The 16,226-nt window shown below is 65.7% G+C and carries 12 protein-coding genes; 9 read left to right on the top strand and 3 right to left on the bottom strand.

Going from position 1 to position 16,226, the window contains the following annotated elements; all coding sequences use genetic code 11:
- Nucleotides 1-2: 2 nt before the first annotated feature.
- The 8 genes from nusA to VGN58_RS10755 all read left to right on the top strand — a co-directional run bounded on the left by nusA (nt 3) and on the right by VGN58_RS10755 (nt 11,348).
- On the top strand, nt 3-1,514 hold the full coding sequence (nusA, locus tag VGN58_RS10790; RefSeq protein WP_327483240.1) for a transcription termination factor NusA: 1,512 nt from the start codon (nt 3-5) through the stop codon (nt 1,512-1,514).
- A 107-nt stretch (nt 1,515-1,621) separates the two neighbouring features.
- A complete protein-coding gene (gene infB, locus VGN58_RS10785; protein WP_327483239.1) occupies nt 1,622-4,270 on the top strand; it encodes a translation initiation factor IF-2 in 2,649 nt (882 codons plus the stop codon).
- A gap of 109 nt (nt 4,271-4,379) precedes the next feature.
- Nucleotides 4,380-4,751 carry a 30S ribosome-binding factor RbfA gene (rbfA, locus tag VGN58_RS10780; RefSeq protein WP_327483238.1) on the top strand — a complete coding sequence of 124 codons (372 nt, stop codon included), beginning with the start codon at nt 4,380-4,382 and terminating at the stop codon, nt 4,749-4,751.
- 196 nt (nt 4,752-4,947) lie between these two features.
- Complete coding sequence (gene truB, locus VGN58_RS10775) at nt 4,948-5,898, top strand: tRNA pseudouridine(55) synthase TruB (RefSeq protein ID WP_327484633.1); 951 nt, start codon at nt 4,948-4,950, stop codon at nt 5,896-5,898.
- 151 nt (nt 5,899-6,049) lie between these two features.
- Complete coding sequence (gene rpsO, locus VGN58_RS10770) at nt 6,050-6,310, top strand: 30S ribosomal protein S15 (protein WP_327483237.1); 261 nt, start codon at nt 6,050-6,052, stop codon at nt 6,308-6,310.
- 183 nt (nt 6,311-6,493) lie between these two features.
- Nucleotides 6,494-8,602: a polyribonucleotide nucleotidyltransferase gene (gene pnp, locus VGN58_RS10765; protein ID WP_327483236.1), complete on the top strand. Its 2,109-nt coding sequence runs from the start codon at nt 6,494-6,496 to the stop codon at nt 8,600-8,602.
- Nucleotides 8,603-8,997: 395 nt separating this feature from the next.
- Complete coding sequence (locus VGN58_RS10760; protein WP_327484632.1) at nt 8,998-10,260, top strand: MFS transporter; 1,263 nt, start codon at nt 8,998-9,000, stop codon at nt 10,258-10,260.
- Between the two features lie 332 nt (nt 10,261-10,592).
- Nucleotides 10,593-11,348 (top strand): PDZ domain-containing protein, encoded by a 756-nt coding sequence (locus tag VGN58_RS10755; protein WP_327483235.1) that lies wholly within the window; start codon nt 10,593-10,595, stop codon nt 11,346-11,348.
- A gap of 60 nt (nt 11,349-11,408) precedes the next feature.
- On the opposite strand, the gene VGN58_RS10750 is transcribed toward VGN58_RS10755, so the two are convergent.
- Together VGN58_RS10750 and VGN58_RS10745 are read right to left on the bottom strand one after the other, a co-directional pair.
- The gene (locus VGN58_RS10750) at nt 11,409-12,302 is read right to left on the bottom strand and encodes a hypothetical protein (protein ID WP_327483234.1); all 894 of its coding nucleotides are present in this window, start codon (nt 12,300-12,302) and stop codon (nt 11,409-11,411) included.
- Nucleotides 12,303-12,336: 34 nt separating this feature from the next.
- A complete protein-coding gene (locus VGN58_RS10745) occupies nt 12,337-12,786 on the bottom strand; it encodes a hypothetical protein (RefSeq protein ID WP_327483233.1) in 450 nt (149 codons plus the stop codon).
- Nucleotides 12,787-13,062: 276 nt separating this feature from the next.
- On the opposite strand from VGN58_RS10745, the gene VGN58_RS10740 reads away from it, so the two are divergent.
- Entirely contained in the window at nt 13,063-14,205 is a 1,143-nt protein-coding gene (locus VGN58_RS10740; RefSeq protein ID WP_327483232.1) for an NAD-dependent epimerase/dehydratase family protein, read from the top strand.
- A gap of 142 nt (nt 14,206-14,347) precedes the next feature.
- Here the strand turns inward: VGN58_RS10740 and VGN58_RS10735 are convergent, their stop codons facing one another.
- Nucleotides 14,348-16,144 carry a hypothetical protein gene (locus VGN58_RS10735; protein ID WP_327483231.1) on the bottom strand — a complete coding sequence of 599 codons (1,797 nt, stop codon included), beginning with the start codon at nt 16,142-16,144 and terminating at the stop codon, nt 14,348-14,350.
- Between the last annotated feature and the right edge of the window lie 82 nt (nt 16,145-16,226).

The raw sequence follows: 16,226 nt of genomic DNA, 5'->3' as shown, positions 1-16,226 counted from the left end.
CAATGAGTAAGGAACTGTTGCTGGTCGTGGATGCGGTGGCCAACGAAAAGGGCGTGCCGCGTGAGGTGATCTTCGATGCCATCGAGGCCGCCCTGGCGTCCGCCGCCAAGAAGCGCTACCTGGACCAGGACGTGCAGGTGCGCGTCACCATCGACCACAAGGACGGCAGCTACGAGACGTTCCGCCGCTGGGAAGTGGTGGCCGACGACGTGGTGATGGAATCGCCCGACCGCCAGATCCGCCTGATGGACGCCGAGGACGAAGCCGAAGGCGCCGAAGTGGGCGACTGGATCGAGGAGAAGATCGAGAACCCCGATTTCGGCCGCATCGCCGCGCAGGCCGCCAAGCAGGTCATCGTGCAGCGTGTCCGCGAGGCCGAGCGCGCGCAGGTGGTCGATGCCTGGAAGGACCGCGTGGGCGAGCTGGTCACCGGCGTGGTCAAGCGCGCCGAGCGCGGCAACATCTACGTGGACCTGGGCGGCAACGCCGAGGCCTTCATCCCGAAGGACAAGGGCATCCCGCGCGACGTGCTGCGCGCCGGCGACCGCGTCCGCGGCTACCTGTTCGACGTGCGCTACGAACCGCGCGGCCCGCAGCTGTTCATCAGTCGCGCCGCCCCGGAATTCATGATCGAGCTGTTCAAGCTGGAAGTGCCGGAAGTGGGCCAGGGCCTGGTCGAGATCAAGGCCTGCGCACGCGACCCGGGTGACCGCGCCAAGATCGCCGTGCTGGCGCACGACACCCGTACCGATCCCATCGGCGCCTGCATCGGCATGCGCGGCTCGCGCGTGCAGGCCGTGAGCAACGAGCTCAACGGCGAGCGCGTGGACATCGTGCTGTGGAACGACAACCCGGCCACCTTCGTCATCAACGCGATGGCGCCGGCGGAAGTGCAGTCGATCATCGTCGATGAAGAGAAGCACTCCATGGACCTGGCCGTGGCGGAAGACCGCCTGGCGCAGGCGATCGGCAAGGGCGGCCAGAACGTGCGCCTGGCCAGCCGCCTGACCGGCTGGCAGCTCAACGTCATGACCGCCGACCAGGTGCAGGCCAAGAGCGAGGCCGAGCAGGCCGTCGCCCGCCAGCTGTTCATGGACAAGCTGGAAGTGGACGAGGAAATCGCCGCCATCCTGGTCGCCGAGGGCTTCAGCACGGTCGAGGAAATCGCGTACGTGCCGGTCGGCGAGCTGCTGGCCGTGGAAGGCTTCGACGAGGACATCGTCGAGGAACTGCGTTCGCGCGCCCGCGATGCCCTGCTGAACGAGGCGCTGGCCGAGGAGGAGGGCCTGGAAGGCGACCACCCGGCCGAGGATCTGCTGGCGCTGGAAGGCATGGACGAGGAAACCGCCTTCGCGCTGGCCTCGCACGGCGTCCGCACCAGCGAGGACCTGTCCGACCTGGCGGCCGACGAAGTGGTCGAGTTCGGCATCGAGGGCCTGGACGAGGGTCGCGCTGCGGCGCTGATCCTGGCCGCCCGCGCCGAGGAGATCGCCCGTCTGGAACGCGGCGCATGAGCCACCCATGAACACCGCCCTGGCACCCGCAGGGCTTAGAATTCCCCCTCTTGAACAGGGTTGCCCCACCACCACCGGGGGGGCGCGAGACCCAAACTAGGATCCGAATGTCGCAGCAAACCACCATCCGCAAGCTCGCTGAACTGGTCAACACGCCGGTCGAAAAACTCCTGGAGCAACTGGCCGAGGCCGGCATGAGCTTCAGTGGTCCCGACCAGGTCGTGACCAGCATGGAAAAAGTGAAGCTGCTCGGCTTCCTCAAGCGCTCGCACGGCAAGAGCGATGCCGCCGCGGATGAGGCTGCGCCCAAGAAGATCACGCTGAACCGCCGCAAGGTGCAGGAAGTCACCGTCGCGGCCGGCCGCACCAAGACCACCGTGAATGTGGAGGTGCGTCAGAAGCGTACCTACGTCAAGCCGACCGACGCCGAGTCGGTGGCCACCCACTGGCAGAGCGAAGCCGATCCGGAGCGCGCGGAGATCCTGCGCAAGCTGGAGGAATCCCGCCAGCGCAACCTCGAAGAACAGCAGCGGCTGGCGCAGGAAGACGCCAGGCGCGCCGAGGAACTCGAACGCCGCCGCCAGGAAGAAGCCGCCGCCCGCGCCGAGGCCGAAGCCGCGCGCGCGCAGGCCGATGCCGAGGCCGCCGCGCTGGCGGCCGGTGCCGTCGCCGTCGATGGCGACGAGCCGGTCCGTCCGGCCAAGCCGGCCACGCAGGGCCATCACGTGCCCAAGACCGTCGTGCGCAAGGATCCGCCGCGTACCGACGACCGCAACAATGCCGCCGCCGCCAAGCACAAGACGCGCGGTTCGCACGCGATGGTCGCCGGCGTCGAGGACGACGACAACACCAGCCGCTTCGCGGGCCAGCTGCACCTGTCCGCCGCCGATCGCGCCCGTCGGGGCGCCTCGCGCGGCAAGCCCAAGCCGCCGCGTCGCCACGAGCAGAGCCGCGGTGGCGGTGGTGCCCACGGCTTCGAGCGTCCGACCGCGCCCATCGTGCGCGAAGTGGCGATCGGCGAGACCATCACCGTGGCCGACCTGGCGCAGAAGCTCGCGCTGAAGGGCGGTGATGTGGTGAAGGCGCTGTTCAAGATGGGCGTGATGGCCACCATCACCCAGACCATCGACCACGACACCGCCGCGCTGATCACTGAAGAACTGGGCCACAAGGCCGTGCGCGCCGACGCCAACGACGTCGAGAACGAACTGCTGGCGCATTCGGAAGAGCAGCAGGGCGAGAAGGTCGCGCGTCCGCCCGTCGTCACCATCATGGGCCACGTCGACCACGGCAAGACCTCGCTGCTGGACTACATCCGCCGCACCAAGATCGCCAGTGGCGAAGCCGGCGGCATCACCCAGCACATCGGCGCGTACCACGTGGAAACGCCGAAGGGCGTCATCAGCTTCCTCGACACCCCGGGCCACGCCGCGTTCACCGCGATGCGCGCCCGCGGCGCCAAGCTGACCGACATCGTGGTGCTGGTCGTGGCCGCAGACGACGGCGTCATGCCGCAGACGCGCGAAGCCATCCAGCACGCGAAGGCGGCGAAGGTGCCGCTGATCGTGGCGGTGAACAAGATCGACAAGTCCGACGCCGACCCGCTGCGCGTGAAGAACGAGCTGCTGGCCGAGGAAGTGGTCGCCGAAGAATTCGGCGGCGACACCCAGATGGTCGAGATCTCGGCCAAGACCGGCCAGGGCGTGGACAACCTGCTGGACGCCATCTCCATCCAGGCCGAACTGCTGGAACTGAAGGCCGTGGAAGACGGCCGTGCCAGCGGCGTGGTCATCGAATCCTCGCTGGACAAGGGCCGCGGCCCGGTCGCCACGGTGCTGGTGCAGCAGGGCACCCTGAAGAAGGGCGACTACCTGGTGTGCGGCATCCAGTACGGCCGCGTGCGGGCCCTGTTCGACGAAACCGGCAGCCAGCCGCCGTCGGCCGGCCCGTCCATCCCGGTGCAGGTGCTGGGCCTGTCCGGCGTGCCGGAGGCCGGCGACGATTTCGTCGTGGTCGCCGACGAGCGCCTGGCCAAGGACGTGGCGCAGCAGCGCGACGCCAAGCGCCGCGAGTCGCGCCTGGTGCAGTCCGCCGGCAGCCGCATGGAAGACATCATGGCGCAGCTGGGCAAGGGCGAAGGCCAGCTCAGCCTCAACCTGATCGTCAAGGCCGACGTGCAGGGTTCGGTGGAAGCGCTGCGCCATTCGCTGGTCGCGCTGTCCAACGAATCCATCCGCATCAACATCATCAGTTCCGGCGTGGGCGGCATCACCGAGTCCGACGCCAACTCCGCGGTCACCTCCAAGGCCACCGTCATCGGCTTCAACGTGCGTGCCGACGCGTCCGCGCGTCGCATCATCGAAGCCAACGGCGTGGACCTGCGCTACTTCTCGATCATCTACGACGTGATCGACCAGGTGAAGCAGGTGGCCTCCGGCCTGCTGGGCGTGGAGATCCGCGAAGAGATCATCGGCATCGCCGAGGTGCGCGACGTGTTCCGCAGCTCCAAGTTCGGCGCGGTCGCGGGCTGCATGGTGGTCGAGGGCACGGTCAAGCGGAACAAGCCGATCCGCGTGCTGCGCGCCAGCACGGTGGTGTTCGAGGGCGAGCTGGAATCGCTGCGCCGCTTCAAGGAGAACGTCGACGAGGTGCGCAACGGCACCGAGTGCGGCATCGGCGTGAAGGCCTACAACGACGTGCAGCCGGGCGACCAGATCGAGTGCTTCGAACGTATCGAAGTGCAGCGAACCCTGTAAGGGTTCGCGCGATTCGGGAGGGGTGATTCGTGATTCGCAACAGCGGATCACGAGTGCCCCCGTCCCGTCCCCGTTTTCTACGAATCACGAATAGCGAATCACCCATCACGTGCCCACCAAGTCGTTCCATCGCACCGACCGCGTCTCCGCCCAGCTCCGCCGTGAGCTGGGCACGCTCGTGCACGAGGCCGTGCGCGAGCACGGCCTGCCGTCCGTCAGCGTCTCCGACGTAGAAGTCACCCGCGACATGGCGCATGCCAAGGTGTTCGTCACCGCGCTGATGCCGGAGCGTTCGGTCGAGGCGGTGAAGGGCCTGAAGGAACTGGCCTGGGGCCTGCGCATGGAACTCGCGCGCCGGGTGAAGATGCGGCATGTGCCGGAACTGCATTTCCACTACGACGACTCCGTCGATCGCGGCGAACGCATCGAGACGCTGTTGCGCGACAACCCGCCGGTCCCCGGGTCCGACGACGAGACCTGATACGTCCTGCAGTAGAACGGAGCTCGCTCCGCTGCTCTCCGCGCCGGTGTCCGCATGCCTGCTTCGCAAGCCATCGGGCAAGCTCGATTCGACGATCCAGCGCTGTTGAAGTCCGGACGCGGGACGCGTGAAGACGTCGAGTGAGCCCGACGCTACGATGCAACGACTCCCCGCCACACCACCTGACCTGGAACGCATGGCAGGACGCATCCAATTCCGCCCGCTGGACGGCATCCTGCTGCTCGACAAGCCGCAGGGCATGAGTTCGAACGGGGCCCTGCAGGTCGCGCGGCGCCTGTTCCGTGCGGAGAAGGGCGGACATACCGGCAGCCTCGATCCGCTGGCCACCGGCCTGCTGCCGCTGTGTTTCGGCGAAGCCACCAAGATCGCCGGCCTGCTGCTGGGTTCTCGCAAGGCCTACGACGCGGTCGCCGTGCTGGGCACCACCACCGATACCGACGACGCCGACGGCGCGCCGCTGCGCGAGCGCCCGGTGCCACCGCTGGACGTCGCCACCGTCGAGGCCGCGCTGGCGCCGCTGACCGGCCGCATCCGCCAGCGGGCACCGATCTACTCGGCCTTGAAGCAGGGTGGCGAGCCGCTCTACACCAAGGCCCGCCGCGGCGACGTCATCGAGGCGCCCGAGCGCGACGTCGAGGTCCATGGCATCGAGATCCTGGACATCGCCCCCGACCGCCTGTCGTTGCGGGTGGAATGCGGGTCCGGCACCTATGTGCGCAGCCTGGTCCGCGACCTGGGCGAGGCGCTGGGCTGCGGTGCCCACGTGGGCGCGCTCCGGCGACTGTGGGTCGACCCGTTCAGGCAGCCCCGCATGGTCACGCTGGAGGCACTGCAGGCGATCGCTGAACAGGGTGGCGAAAGCGCGCTCGACGCCTGCCTGCTGCCGGTCGAAGCCGGCCTGGCCGGCTTCCCGCGGGTCGACGTGGACGCCGCCGGTGGTCGCCGGCTGGCGCAGGGCCAGCGGCTGCCCGGCCATGCGCCCAGCGACGGTCCGGTGGCGATCCATGGGCCCGACGGGCGTGTCCTGGGGCTCGGGACGGTCAATGCCGAGGGCACGCTGTCGCCGCAGCGCCTGTTCGCCTGGGCGGTCGCCGGTACCGCGCAGAACGCCGGGCCGGTCCAATAAAACCTTGTTTCACAAGGACCTGGCGGCTACACTACGCCGCCGGTTTTGTACCGGCGTCCTGTCCCTTTCCCTGCTTCATCAACGGCGAGCCAGGCGGTGCGCGCGGAGGACACCCGCGTTCCTGCAGGCCACGCATCAACACGAGAACAGCATGTCCATCGATACCCAGAAAGTCATTGCCGACAACGCGCGCGGCGCCAACGACACCGGCTCCCCGGAAGTCCAGGTGGCCCTGATCACCGCCCGCATCGAGCACCTGAGCGGCCACTTCAAGACCCACAAGAAGGATCACCACAGCCGCCGTGGCCTGCTGCAGCTGGTCAACCGCCGCCGCAGCCTGCTGGACTACCTCAAGAAGAAAGACAACGAGCGCTACAAGGCCCTGATCGAAAAGCTCGGCCTGCGTCGCTGATATACCCCCGACCGCGGCGCAGAGATGCGCCGCGGTTTGCATTTCAGGGAACGGAATGCGCTGCATCCGCTGGCCGCACCGGGCCCGCCCTTCCCAGCATGACCGGCCGGACGCATCCGGCCAGCCGCACGCGACAAGGGTCGCGTGAGGTCCAACCCGCACAAGGCACCTCAAGGAACCAACGTGGCAAAAATCACCAAAACCTTCCAGTACGGCAAGCACCAGGTCACCCTGGAAACCGGCGAAATCGCCCGCCAGGCCGGCGGCGCCGTGGTCGTCAAGTTCGATGACACCGTGCTGCTGGTCACCGCCGTGGCCGCGAAGTCCGCCCGCGAGGGCCAGGACTTCTTCCCGCTGACGGTCGACTACCAGGAGAAGTTCTACGCCGGCGGCCGCATCCCCGGTGGCTTCTTCAAGCGCGAAGGTCGCGCGACCGAGAAGGAGACGCTGATCTCCCGCCTGATCGATCGCCCGCTGCGTCCGCTGTTCCCGGAAGAGTTCCGCAATGAAGTGCAGGTCATCGCCACGGTGATGTCGCTGAACCCGGAGATCGACGGCGACATCCCCGCGCTGATCGGCGCCTCCGCCGCCGTCGCCCTGACCGGCGCGCCGTTCAACGGCCCGATCGGCGCGGCCAAGGTCGGCTACATCAATGGCGAGTACGTGCTCAACCCGACCGTCAGCGAGCTGAAGGACTCCAAGCTGGAGCTGGTCGTCGCCGGCACCGCCAACGCCGTGCTGATGGTCGAATCCGAAGCCGCCGAGCTGTCGGAAGAAGTGATGCTGGGCGCCGTGATGTTCGGTCACCGCGAGATGCAGAAGGTCATCGCCGTGATCAACGAGCTGGTGGCCGAAGCCGGCAAGCCGAAGTGGGACTGGCAGCCGCCGGCCAAGAACGAAGGCCTGATCGCCGCGCTGCGCCATGCCGTGGGCGACAGCCTGGCCGGCGCCTTCCAGGTGCGCGACAAGATCGAACGCCGCGACACCATCTCCAACCTGAAGAAGGCCATCCTCAATTCGCTGGCGCCGCAGGCCGAAAGCAATGCGTGGAGCACCGGCGAACTGTCGAAGGAATTCAGCGAACAGGAATACCAGACCATGCGCGCCTCGGTCCTGAAGACCAAGGTCCGCATCGATGGCCGCGCACTGGACGAGGTGCGTCCCATCACCTCCAAGGTCAGCGTGCTGCCGCGCGTGCACGGCTCGGCGCTGTTCACCCGCGGTGAGACGCAGGCGATCGTGGCCGTCACCCTCGGCACCGCGCGCGACGGCCAGGTGATCGACGCCGTCGGCGGCGAGTGGAAGGACCACTTCCTGTTCCACTACAACTTCCCCCCGTTCTCGGTGGGCGAAGCCGGCCGCATGATGGGCCCGAAGCGTCGCGAGATCGGCCATGGCCGCCTCGCCAAGCGCGGCGTGCTCGCCGTGATGCCGACGATGGAAGCCTTCCCGTACACCATCCGCGTGGTCTCGGAGATCACCGAGTCGAACGGTTCGTCCTCCATGGCCTCGGTCTGCGGCAGCTCGCTGGCGCTGATGGATGCCGGCGTGCCGATCAAGGCGCCGGTCGCGGGTATCGCGATGGGCCTGGTGAAGGAAGGCGACGAGTTCGTCGTGCTGAGCGACATCCTGGGTGACGAAGACCACCTGGGCGACATGGACTTCAAGGTCGCCGGTACCGCCAACGGCGTGTCCGCGCTGCAGATGGATATCAAGATCGAAGGCATCACCGAAGAGATCATGAAGCAGGCGCTGACGCAGGCGAAGGCCGGCCGACTGCACATCCTGGGCGAAATGGCCCAGGCGATGTCGGCACCGCGCCAGGAACTGAGCGAGTTCGCGCCGCGCCTGATCACCATCAAGATCCACCCCGACAAGATCCGCGAAGTGATCGGCAAGGGCGGCTCGGTGATCCAGGCGATCACCAAGGAAACCGGCACGCAGATCGACATCCAGGACGACGGCACCATCACCATCGCCTCGGTGAACGGCGCCGCCGGCCAGGCTGCCAAGGCCCGCATCGAGCAGATCACGTCCGACGTCGAGCCGGGCCGCATCTACGAAGGCAAGGTCGCCAAGATCATGGACTTCGGCGCGTTCGTCACCATCCTGCCGGGCAAGGACGGCCTGGTGCACGTGTCGCAGATCTCCAACGACCGCGTGGAGAAGGTCAGCGACGCGCTGAAGGAAGGCGACGTGGTGAAGGTCAAGGTGCTGGAAGTCGACAAGCAGGGCCGCATCCGCCTGTCGATCAAGGCCGTGGAAGAAGGCGAGGGCGTGTCGGCCGAGTAAGCCGCACGGCATCGCGATGCGATACGGAAAAGCGGGCTTCGGCCCGCTTTTTCTTTGTCCGTCGCCAGATGCCAGGCCTGCTGGGGTCGTGCGCGCGGCGCACGCTACGCATTCCCTCTCCCCGTGTGCGGGGAGAAGATGCCGAAGGCGGATGAGGGGCAGTCGGAACCGCGATCGTCCAGCGCGCGCAACGCAACGAGTGTGGTTCTTCCATCGCCGCGCTCGTTGCTACCGCCATCGCTTTGACTGCCTTGGCTTCGTTGCCCCTCATCCGGCCTTCGGCCACCTTCTCCCCGCATGCGGGGAGAAGGATTCATGCCATCGACGGTCACGCAGGACACAGCGTCTTCGTGCGTGAGAAGAACGCCGACGTGCCGTCGACGATAATGGCGACCATGGATTCCACCAAGACTCAATCGACCGCGCCAGCCTCCCTCTGGTCCGGCCGCGGCCTGGTGCTGCTCGGCATCGTGCTGTCCGCGTTCAACCTGCGCACGGCGGTGACCTCGCTCACGCCGCTGCTCGACTTGCTGGGCGAGACGTTCGGGTTCGGGGCGACGATGACCGGCGTGTTCGGCATGCTGCCGACCGCCGCGTTCGCGTTGTTCGGCGTGGCCACGCCCGCGCTGGCCCACCGCATCGGGCTGGAACGGACGGCGCTGCTGGCGATGCTGCTGGCGATGCTGGGCCTGTTGCTGCGGAGTGCGGCAGGGGACACGACGGCGCTGATGGCAGCCTCGCTGACCGCGCTGGCCGGCATGGGCATCGGCAACATCGTGCTGCCGCCGCTGGTGAAGCGCTACTTCGCCGATCGCGTCGGCACGGTCAGCACGCTGTACATCACCGTGCTGCAGGCGGGCACCATCCTGCCGGCGCTGGTCGCGGTGCCGGTGATGGAAGCCGCCGGCTGGCGCATCTCGCTGGGCCTGTGGGCGGTGTTCGCGGCGGCGTCGGCGGTGCCGTGGTGCGTGCTGCTGTGGCGGGAGCGGCGGCACACGACGACGCTCGCGCGCGTGCATGACGCCGCGGTCACCGTCGACGACGAAGCGCCTGAACTGGCCGCACCGCGTCCCACCGGCCGCGCCTGGCGCTCGCCGGTGGCGTGGGGCATGGCGCTGATGTTCGGCATGACCTCGCTGGTGACGTATTCCATGTTCACCTGGCTGCCGAAGCTGCTGGTCGAAGCCGGTGGCACGCCGGCGCTCGGCGGCACGATGGTGGCGTTGTTCTCCGCGCTGGGGCTGGTGGCGTCGCTGACCATGCCGCAGATCGCGGTGCGCATGCGCAATCCTTTCATCGTGGTGCTGGTCTGCGCGGGCTTCTATGCGGCCGCATTCGCCGGCCTGCTGCTGGCGCCGATGGCCGCGCCCGCGCTGTGGGTCGCGCTGCTCGGCCTCGGGCCCAGCACGTTCCCGCTGTCGCTGACGATGATCAACCTGCGCACGCGCACGCCGGAGGGTTCGGCGGCGCTGTCCGGTTTCATGCAGGGCGTGGGCTACTCGCTGTCCTGCGCCGGTCCGCTCGCCTTCGGCCTGCTGCACGACTACACCCACGGCTGGACGCTGCCGATGGCGTTCCTGGGTGCGTGCATCGTGGTGCTGGTGATCGGCGGCTACCTGGCGTGCAAGCCGAGGTATCTGGAAGATAGCTGGCATTAGCCCAAAGGATCGCTCAGGTCCGAAATCAGCGCTTCTCTGGACACTGAAGATTGACCCGTATCGAGGGGAAGGAAATACTTGGAAGTGAAGACGGGGAGTGACGGGGTCCTTGGATTGAAGAGCGGCATGTCTCGGTCTTGCGAGACCTAACGGTTTGCCCAAAAAGGGGGGCGTGTTTGAAATATCTATGTAGCGTTTTTCTTTCGGCGCTGACGTTTGCGGCATGTCCAACAGCCGCCGCAGATTTTTTTGCTGTTACACCAAGCGGCATGCCTGAGACACTTTTTCCTATGTCGTCGTCTAAGACGATTGGGTCTTTGTCCAGTCAATGCATGAACAATCGATGGAATGTCATTGAGTCGAATGCGACATCCGTCACTTGCGAGGCTCCGTTGAGTGCGGGGCAATCCATGATGGGGCAGCTTCTACTGGGTAACAGTTACTCAACTCCGCCTAAACGGTTCTTCAGGTTCAACGTTGTAGAGGTGGAAGGGGTCTCTAGGGTGCAGGCCTCCGGATGGATGGAAACGCAAATGGCTTTTGGCCAAGTTAAGCGTGTTGATTTCGATGGGCCTCCGTTTCACAACAATGTCATGGGATTCATGACGGCGGCCGGGGGTAAGTTTCCCAAAGGGACCACTTTTCCGAATCACGTATTCATGGGATTCCAGGCAGAGAATACTGCCGATGGAAACTATCGAGTTCTGCGCGTTACTGAGGTAACTGCTGATTCGCCTGCGGCTCGGTCGGGTATGCAGGTTGGAGATCTGGTGACTCGCGTAGCCGGTAAGCGCTTCAAAGATGACAATGACTATCTGGATGCTCTGGAGAAAGCGGCCAACCATCCTTCTTACGAGGTGCAGATAGACCGTCGTGGCGCTTCTTTAAAGCTTGCGATAGATCGACAGTTCCGCCCGGCCGTGGACGACGTTGTTATCGCGCACGAGGATGTGGACAAACCTGGGCAAGTCCCTATTGCCGCTTCAGTTGCGGATGAGTTGGGCAAACTGCTCGCACTGAAGGAGAAAGGCGTTCTCTCGCAGGATGAGTTCGAGGTGGAGAAGAAAAAATTGCTTTCGAGGCCTTAATTAGCCTCGTTTGTCTGGCTTCCCTGTCAACGCGTCTTCTCGCTAAGCATGGCTTTCGTTTCACCCCAACTTGATCTCCAGCTTCGCCCGCATCTGCTGGCGGAACTTCGCGGCGAGCGCGGCGAATCCCGCGCCGGTCGGGTGCATCTCGTCGAACCATTGGTCGCTGCGGGTCAGGACGCCGCGCAGGTCGACGACGTCGAAGACCTTGCCGGTGGTGGGGTCGTCGCGCAGCGGAATCAACACGTGGTCGACGAAGCCGTCGATCAGCAGGCGGGCGAACGCGCGTTGCTGTTCGATGCGCGGCAGCACGTGCGCCACCTTGTTGCCGATCCACGGACCCACGCCTTTCTTCAACAGCGCGGCCGCGCCCACGTTACCCAGCGTCAGCCGGCCGGGACGGCCCAGTTCGTGCGGGTAGTCGTAGGTGTGCGCCAGGATCGGCGTGTACGGGCGGATGGCCTGGAAGGCGGTGACGAAGGCGCGATAGCGCGCCAGTACCTCGGCGTAGCGACCGCTGGCCACGACCCGTTGATGCGCGGCCTCCGGACTCATCGGCGCCGCGCCGCGGAACGTGACCTGCAGGAACTCATCGACGAAATCGTTGCCGCCGGCGCTGACCAGCACCAGGTCGAACTCGAAGCCGCGGTACCAGGTGGACAGGTCGCGGATGCCGCGTGCGGTGAACATGTCGACCGCCAGGTCGCCGCTGTCCTCGGTGCGGAAGAACAGGCCGCCGGTGCCGAACAGCGGCACGCCTTTCTTCTCGTCCTCCGGCGCCGGGAACACCAGCCAGTCCAGCAGGTTCATCGACAGTGGGGTGGAGAACCACGAGTCGCCTTCGCAGAAGACGATGGGCGTGGACGCGAAGGCAGCGGGCTTGCGGGCGAGGGCGCGGTACAGCGTGCGGAACTCGCCGCGGCGGGTGGTCATCAGCGACTGTGATACGGGCATTGCGGTGCTCCTCTCGGGTGACCCGTCCATGGCATCAACGCGCGGGGCCGGTGAGGGAGGCCGCCACCGTCTGGGGGTCGGTGGGGCGACCCGCTGCTAGCCGCCGTCTCTCCCCATCCTGCACCGTTCTTCTCACATAAGCATCCGGCGTTGCATGCGGTCGATGGGTCGTTCCGTCAAAAAGATCCGGCGTTGCATGTTTTTGATCGGGCGTTCCATCGAAAAGATCGGGCGTTGCATGTTTCTGGTCGGTCGTTCCATCGAAAAGGTCCGGCGTTGGATGTTTCTGGTCGGGCGTTCCATCGAAAAGATCGGGCGTTGCATGTTTCTGGTCGGTCGTTCCATCGAAAAGATCCGGCGTTGCATGTTTTTGGTCGGTCGTTCCACCGGAAAGATCGGGCGTTGGATGATTTTGGTCGGACGTTCCATCGAAAAGATCCGTCGTTGCAGGTTTCCGGTCGGTCGTTCCATCAGAAAGATCCAACGCTGGACGTTCAGGACCATCTTGCGTACCGAAGGGTTCGGCCCGGGTCCCGGTACGGTCATGTCACACCACGGCTTCGCACCCCGGCGCCCGATCCGCCACCTCCGCGCCTGCCCGCGGCGGGGCTGCCGCGGACGCCGCAGGTGCGCCATGCCCTGGCCGCTCCCGAGGGTGTCCGCACCGGGCGCACAGGAAGTAACACCGACTTCCGGCAGGGGTAGGGCGTGGGCGCCGGTGCTATCTATCGCGCTCCTGTCCGTTGCTGGGGAGCACTGTATGACCACCCGTCGTGACCTGTTCAAGCTGGGCGCACTGGCCGCCGCCGCCGCCGCGCTGCCTTCGTTCGCCTCTGCCGCCAGCGAGGCCAAGCCGGTCGGCAAGGCGGCCAGGCCGCTGAACATCCTGATCCTGGGCGGCACCGGCTTCACCGGCCCGTTCCAGGTCGACTACGCGCTGAAGCGCGGGCACAAGGTCACCCTGTTCAACCGCGGCAAGCGACCCTCGCCGGAATGGCCGGCCGCCGTCGAACAGTTGCATGGCGACCGCAACACCGGCGACCTGTCCGCGCTGAAGGGTCGCAAGTGGGATGTCTGCATCGACAACCCCACCAGCCTGCCGTTCTGGGTGCGCGATGCCGGCCAGGTGCTGAAGGGCAACGTGGGCCACTACCTCTTCATTTCCACCATCTCGGTCTATGCCGACGGCAGCAAGCCGGGCATCACCGAGACGTCCGCGCTGGCGCAGTACAAGGGCAAGGACGCGATGGCGGAAACGCAGGAATCGCTGCGCGCCGACATCGGCGGCCTCTATGGTCCGCTGAAGGCCTTGAGCGAGGCCGAGGCGCACACGCAGTTCGGCAAGAATGTCACCATCGTACGGCCGGGCTACATCGTGGGTCCGCGCGACGAGACCGACCGCTTCACCTACTGGCCGCACCGCGTGGCGCAGGGCGGCGAGATCCTGGTGCCGGGCGACGGCAGCGATCCCATCCAGATCATCGACGGCCGCGACCTGGGCGAATGGATGATCCGTCTGGCCGAAGCCAGGACCACCGGCGTGTTCAACGCTTGCGGTCCCGACTACACGCTGTCGATGGACGCCATGCTGCACGGCTGCCAGGCGGTCACCGGCGGCGGCATGACGCTGACGCACGTGGACCCGACGTTCCTGCAGGAACAGCAGGTCGGCCTGCCGATCTGGGTGCCGTCGAAGGACAGCGAGTACGCCGGCTACGGCTCGGTCAGCAACCAGCGCGCCATCGCCGCCGGCCTGACCTTCCGCCCGCTGGCCACCACCGTGCAGGACCTGCTGGCCTGGTTCCGCAGCCTGCCGGCCGAGCGGCAGGCCAAGCTCAATGCGGGGATCACGCGGGAGAAGGAAGCGGAACTGCTGAAGGCGTGGCACGCGCGGAAGGGGTGATGGTATTGCGGTCGTCGAAGGCGGGGCTGACCAGCCATTCGACTGTCAAAAGCCAGCCCTGCAGCGGGTGACTGGCGCAGGAGCGAGACAAATGCGCAATGCCGTACTGCAGGAGCGTCCAGGGGTGCGAAGCATTTCTCTTCTATCTTGAATGCGGGTGGGTAGCCGCCGTTTGCGAGGTCGCGCCTGCGTTCCAGCAGCGCCGACACGGCGTCAGGCCCGAAGATTCCAGCAGTGGCACCGGGAGCGCCAGATCTTCCCTGTCGCTCTCGCGGCTGTAGAACTCGAACAAAAAGTCGAGCACATTGCGCTTCAGATCGAAAAACTTCTGTACGAGTTCCCTGGTCCTGCGGTCGCCGATCGACTCCAACGTTCGCTTTGGATTGGGCGAGTATCGGAGGTTGGCAACGATCCCTCCTCCAGTGCCCGCCACGATCATACTCTCGGCCTCAGCAACTGCACTTTCGATTTGCGCCTGCAGCTCGGCCGCGCCCATGCCGCGAGCCAGCTCCTGAACCCCGCTGTTGGCGTACTGCACGTGCCGGGGGTGGCTACTGATCCTGAAGCGTGTCCCGACATGCGCCCAGAAGGCCTCCGGCGTCTTGTCCTTGAGCAGATGCTTGTTGTCCTCGCAGAACTGCTGGAACTCACGTACCCGTTCCGGTCCCTGTACCTTGATCTCGGGCGGCACAAGATAGTTGATGAAGTCGGCCTTCAGGTACTCGCAGGTAGGTGCAGCGTGGAACTTCGATGGGCTGATGCTGAATACGTAGCCGGGCGAAAAGGTCTTTTCCGACGTGGTCAGTTGGCCGGTCTTACCTTGCAGCAGGCACCGCAGCACGTACAGGCGCCGAGCTTCCGTATCGTTGAGGAGCGCGCGCAGGCTGTTCTTGTAGATGTACGCGAAAACCACGTCGATGGAGAGCTCGGCAGGGCGCAAACTCTTGCCCACCCGCTTGAAGGTGTTACGAGTCACATATGCCGTCGGCTCCCCCGGCTCCTTTTCTCGAACCAACGCCATAGGAGCCTTGGAGGAACCCAGCGACAGTGCCGCGACGCTCTGCGGTGCCGCCAAGCGGCCGAACAAAGCTTCTGCGCTGATTGCCGCTGAATGTCTTGGTGCTTTCGGCGATCCCCTTAGCGCCTCTACCTCGGCCAGCCAATCGTTGAGATGGCGACCGTACAGCATGAGGTGCGCCTCACCGTCCGACGACTCCGCATCGAGCGCGGAGAGCAGCTTGCGTGACTCGAAGTAGTGACGTCGGTAGTCTGGTCCCTCGTCGATGATCTTGTCGAGCGTGCCGCGTTCGGTTCGTGCAGCTTCCAATGCGTACCGCTCGGTCAGTTGCCGCTCTCCGACCCCCTTCGGCAAGCGCTCCCTCTCACCCAAGGCGGCGCGATACAACTTGGCTAGCACGGCATCCTTCGCCAGTTCCGTTTGAACTTCGTGGGTCAGTTGCTGGTCGCGCGCGAATGCCTCTCTCATCACGCGCTCTTCCAGGGCGCAACTGAAGCCTTCTGTCTTGATCTGTTGCTCGGCTTCAAGTCGGAAATGCTGTTCTTGCAGTCGTTCGGCTGACTTGCGCTGTATTTCGGCAGACCATGCGTCCGCCTTTCGCGCCCAAGCATCTGCGGTCGATGCGAATTTGGCCAGCGAGGATTTGTTGGTAGCTGCCGATGAGGCAGATGGTGTCGCGGCGACCGGTGGCTTGAGTTGTGGTTTCGACTCAGCAGGTGGCGACTGCTTCGCGGGGTGCTTGGACCCGAAGAGTGCCGCGGCCGCCGCAATGGTGCCGAATTGCAGTAGGCTCAACGGCAAGGCAACGACTTGGATGATCGTCCACACGACCCAGAAGGCGATGACCCAGCCTCGCCACCGTCCGGTCAGCCCGATACTCGCGAAGATCAATGCCTGCCACGCTAGTACGGCTTCGGTCATTGCGGCCCCTTGCCACGCTCCCAAGGAGCGTCATGATGCCCCAGCGTCGCAGGTGAGGCGAGCGCCAGGCCAAGCTCAATGC

Origin of the sequence: Pseudoxanthomonas sp., from assembly GCF_035999195.1 — a bacterium.
GTDB lineage: Bacteria > Pseudomonadota > Gammaproteobacteria > Xanthomonadales > Xanthomonadaceae > Pseudoxanthomonas_A.
This window is presented reverse-complemented; position numbering and strand designations above follow the sequence as displayed.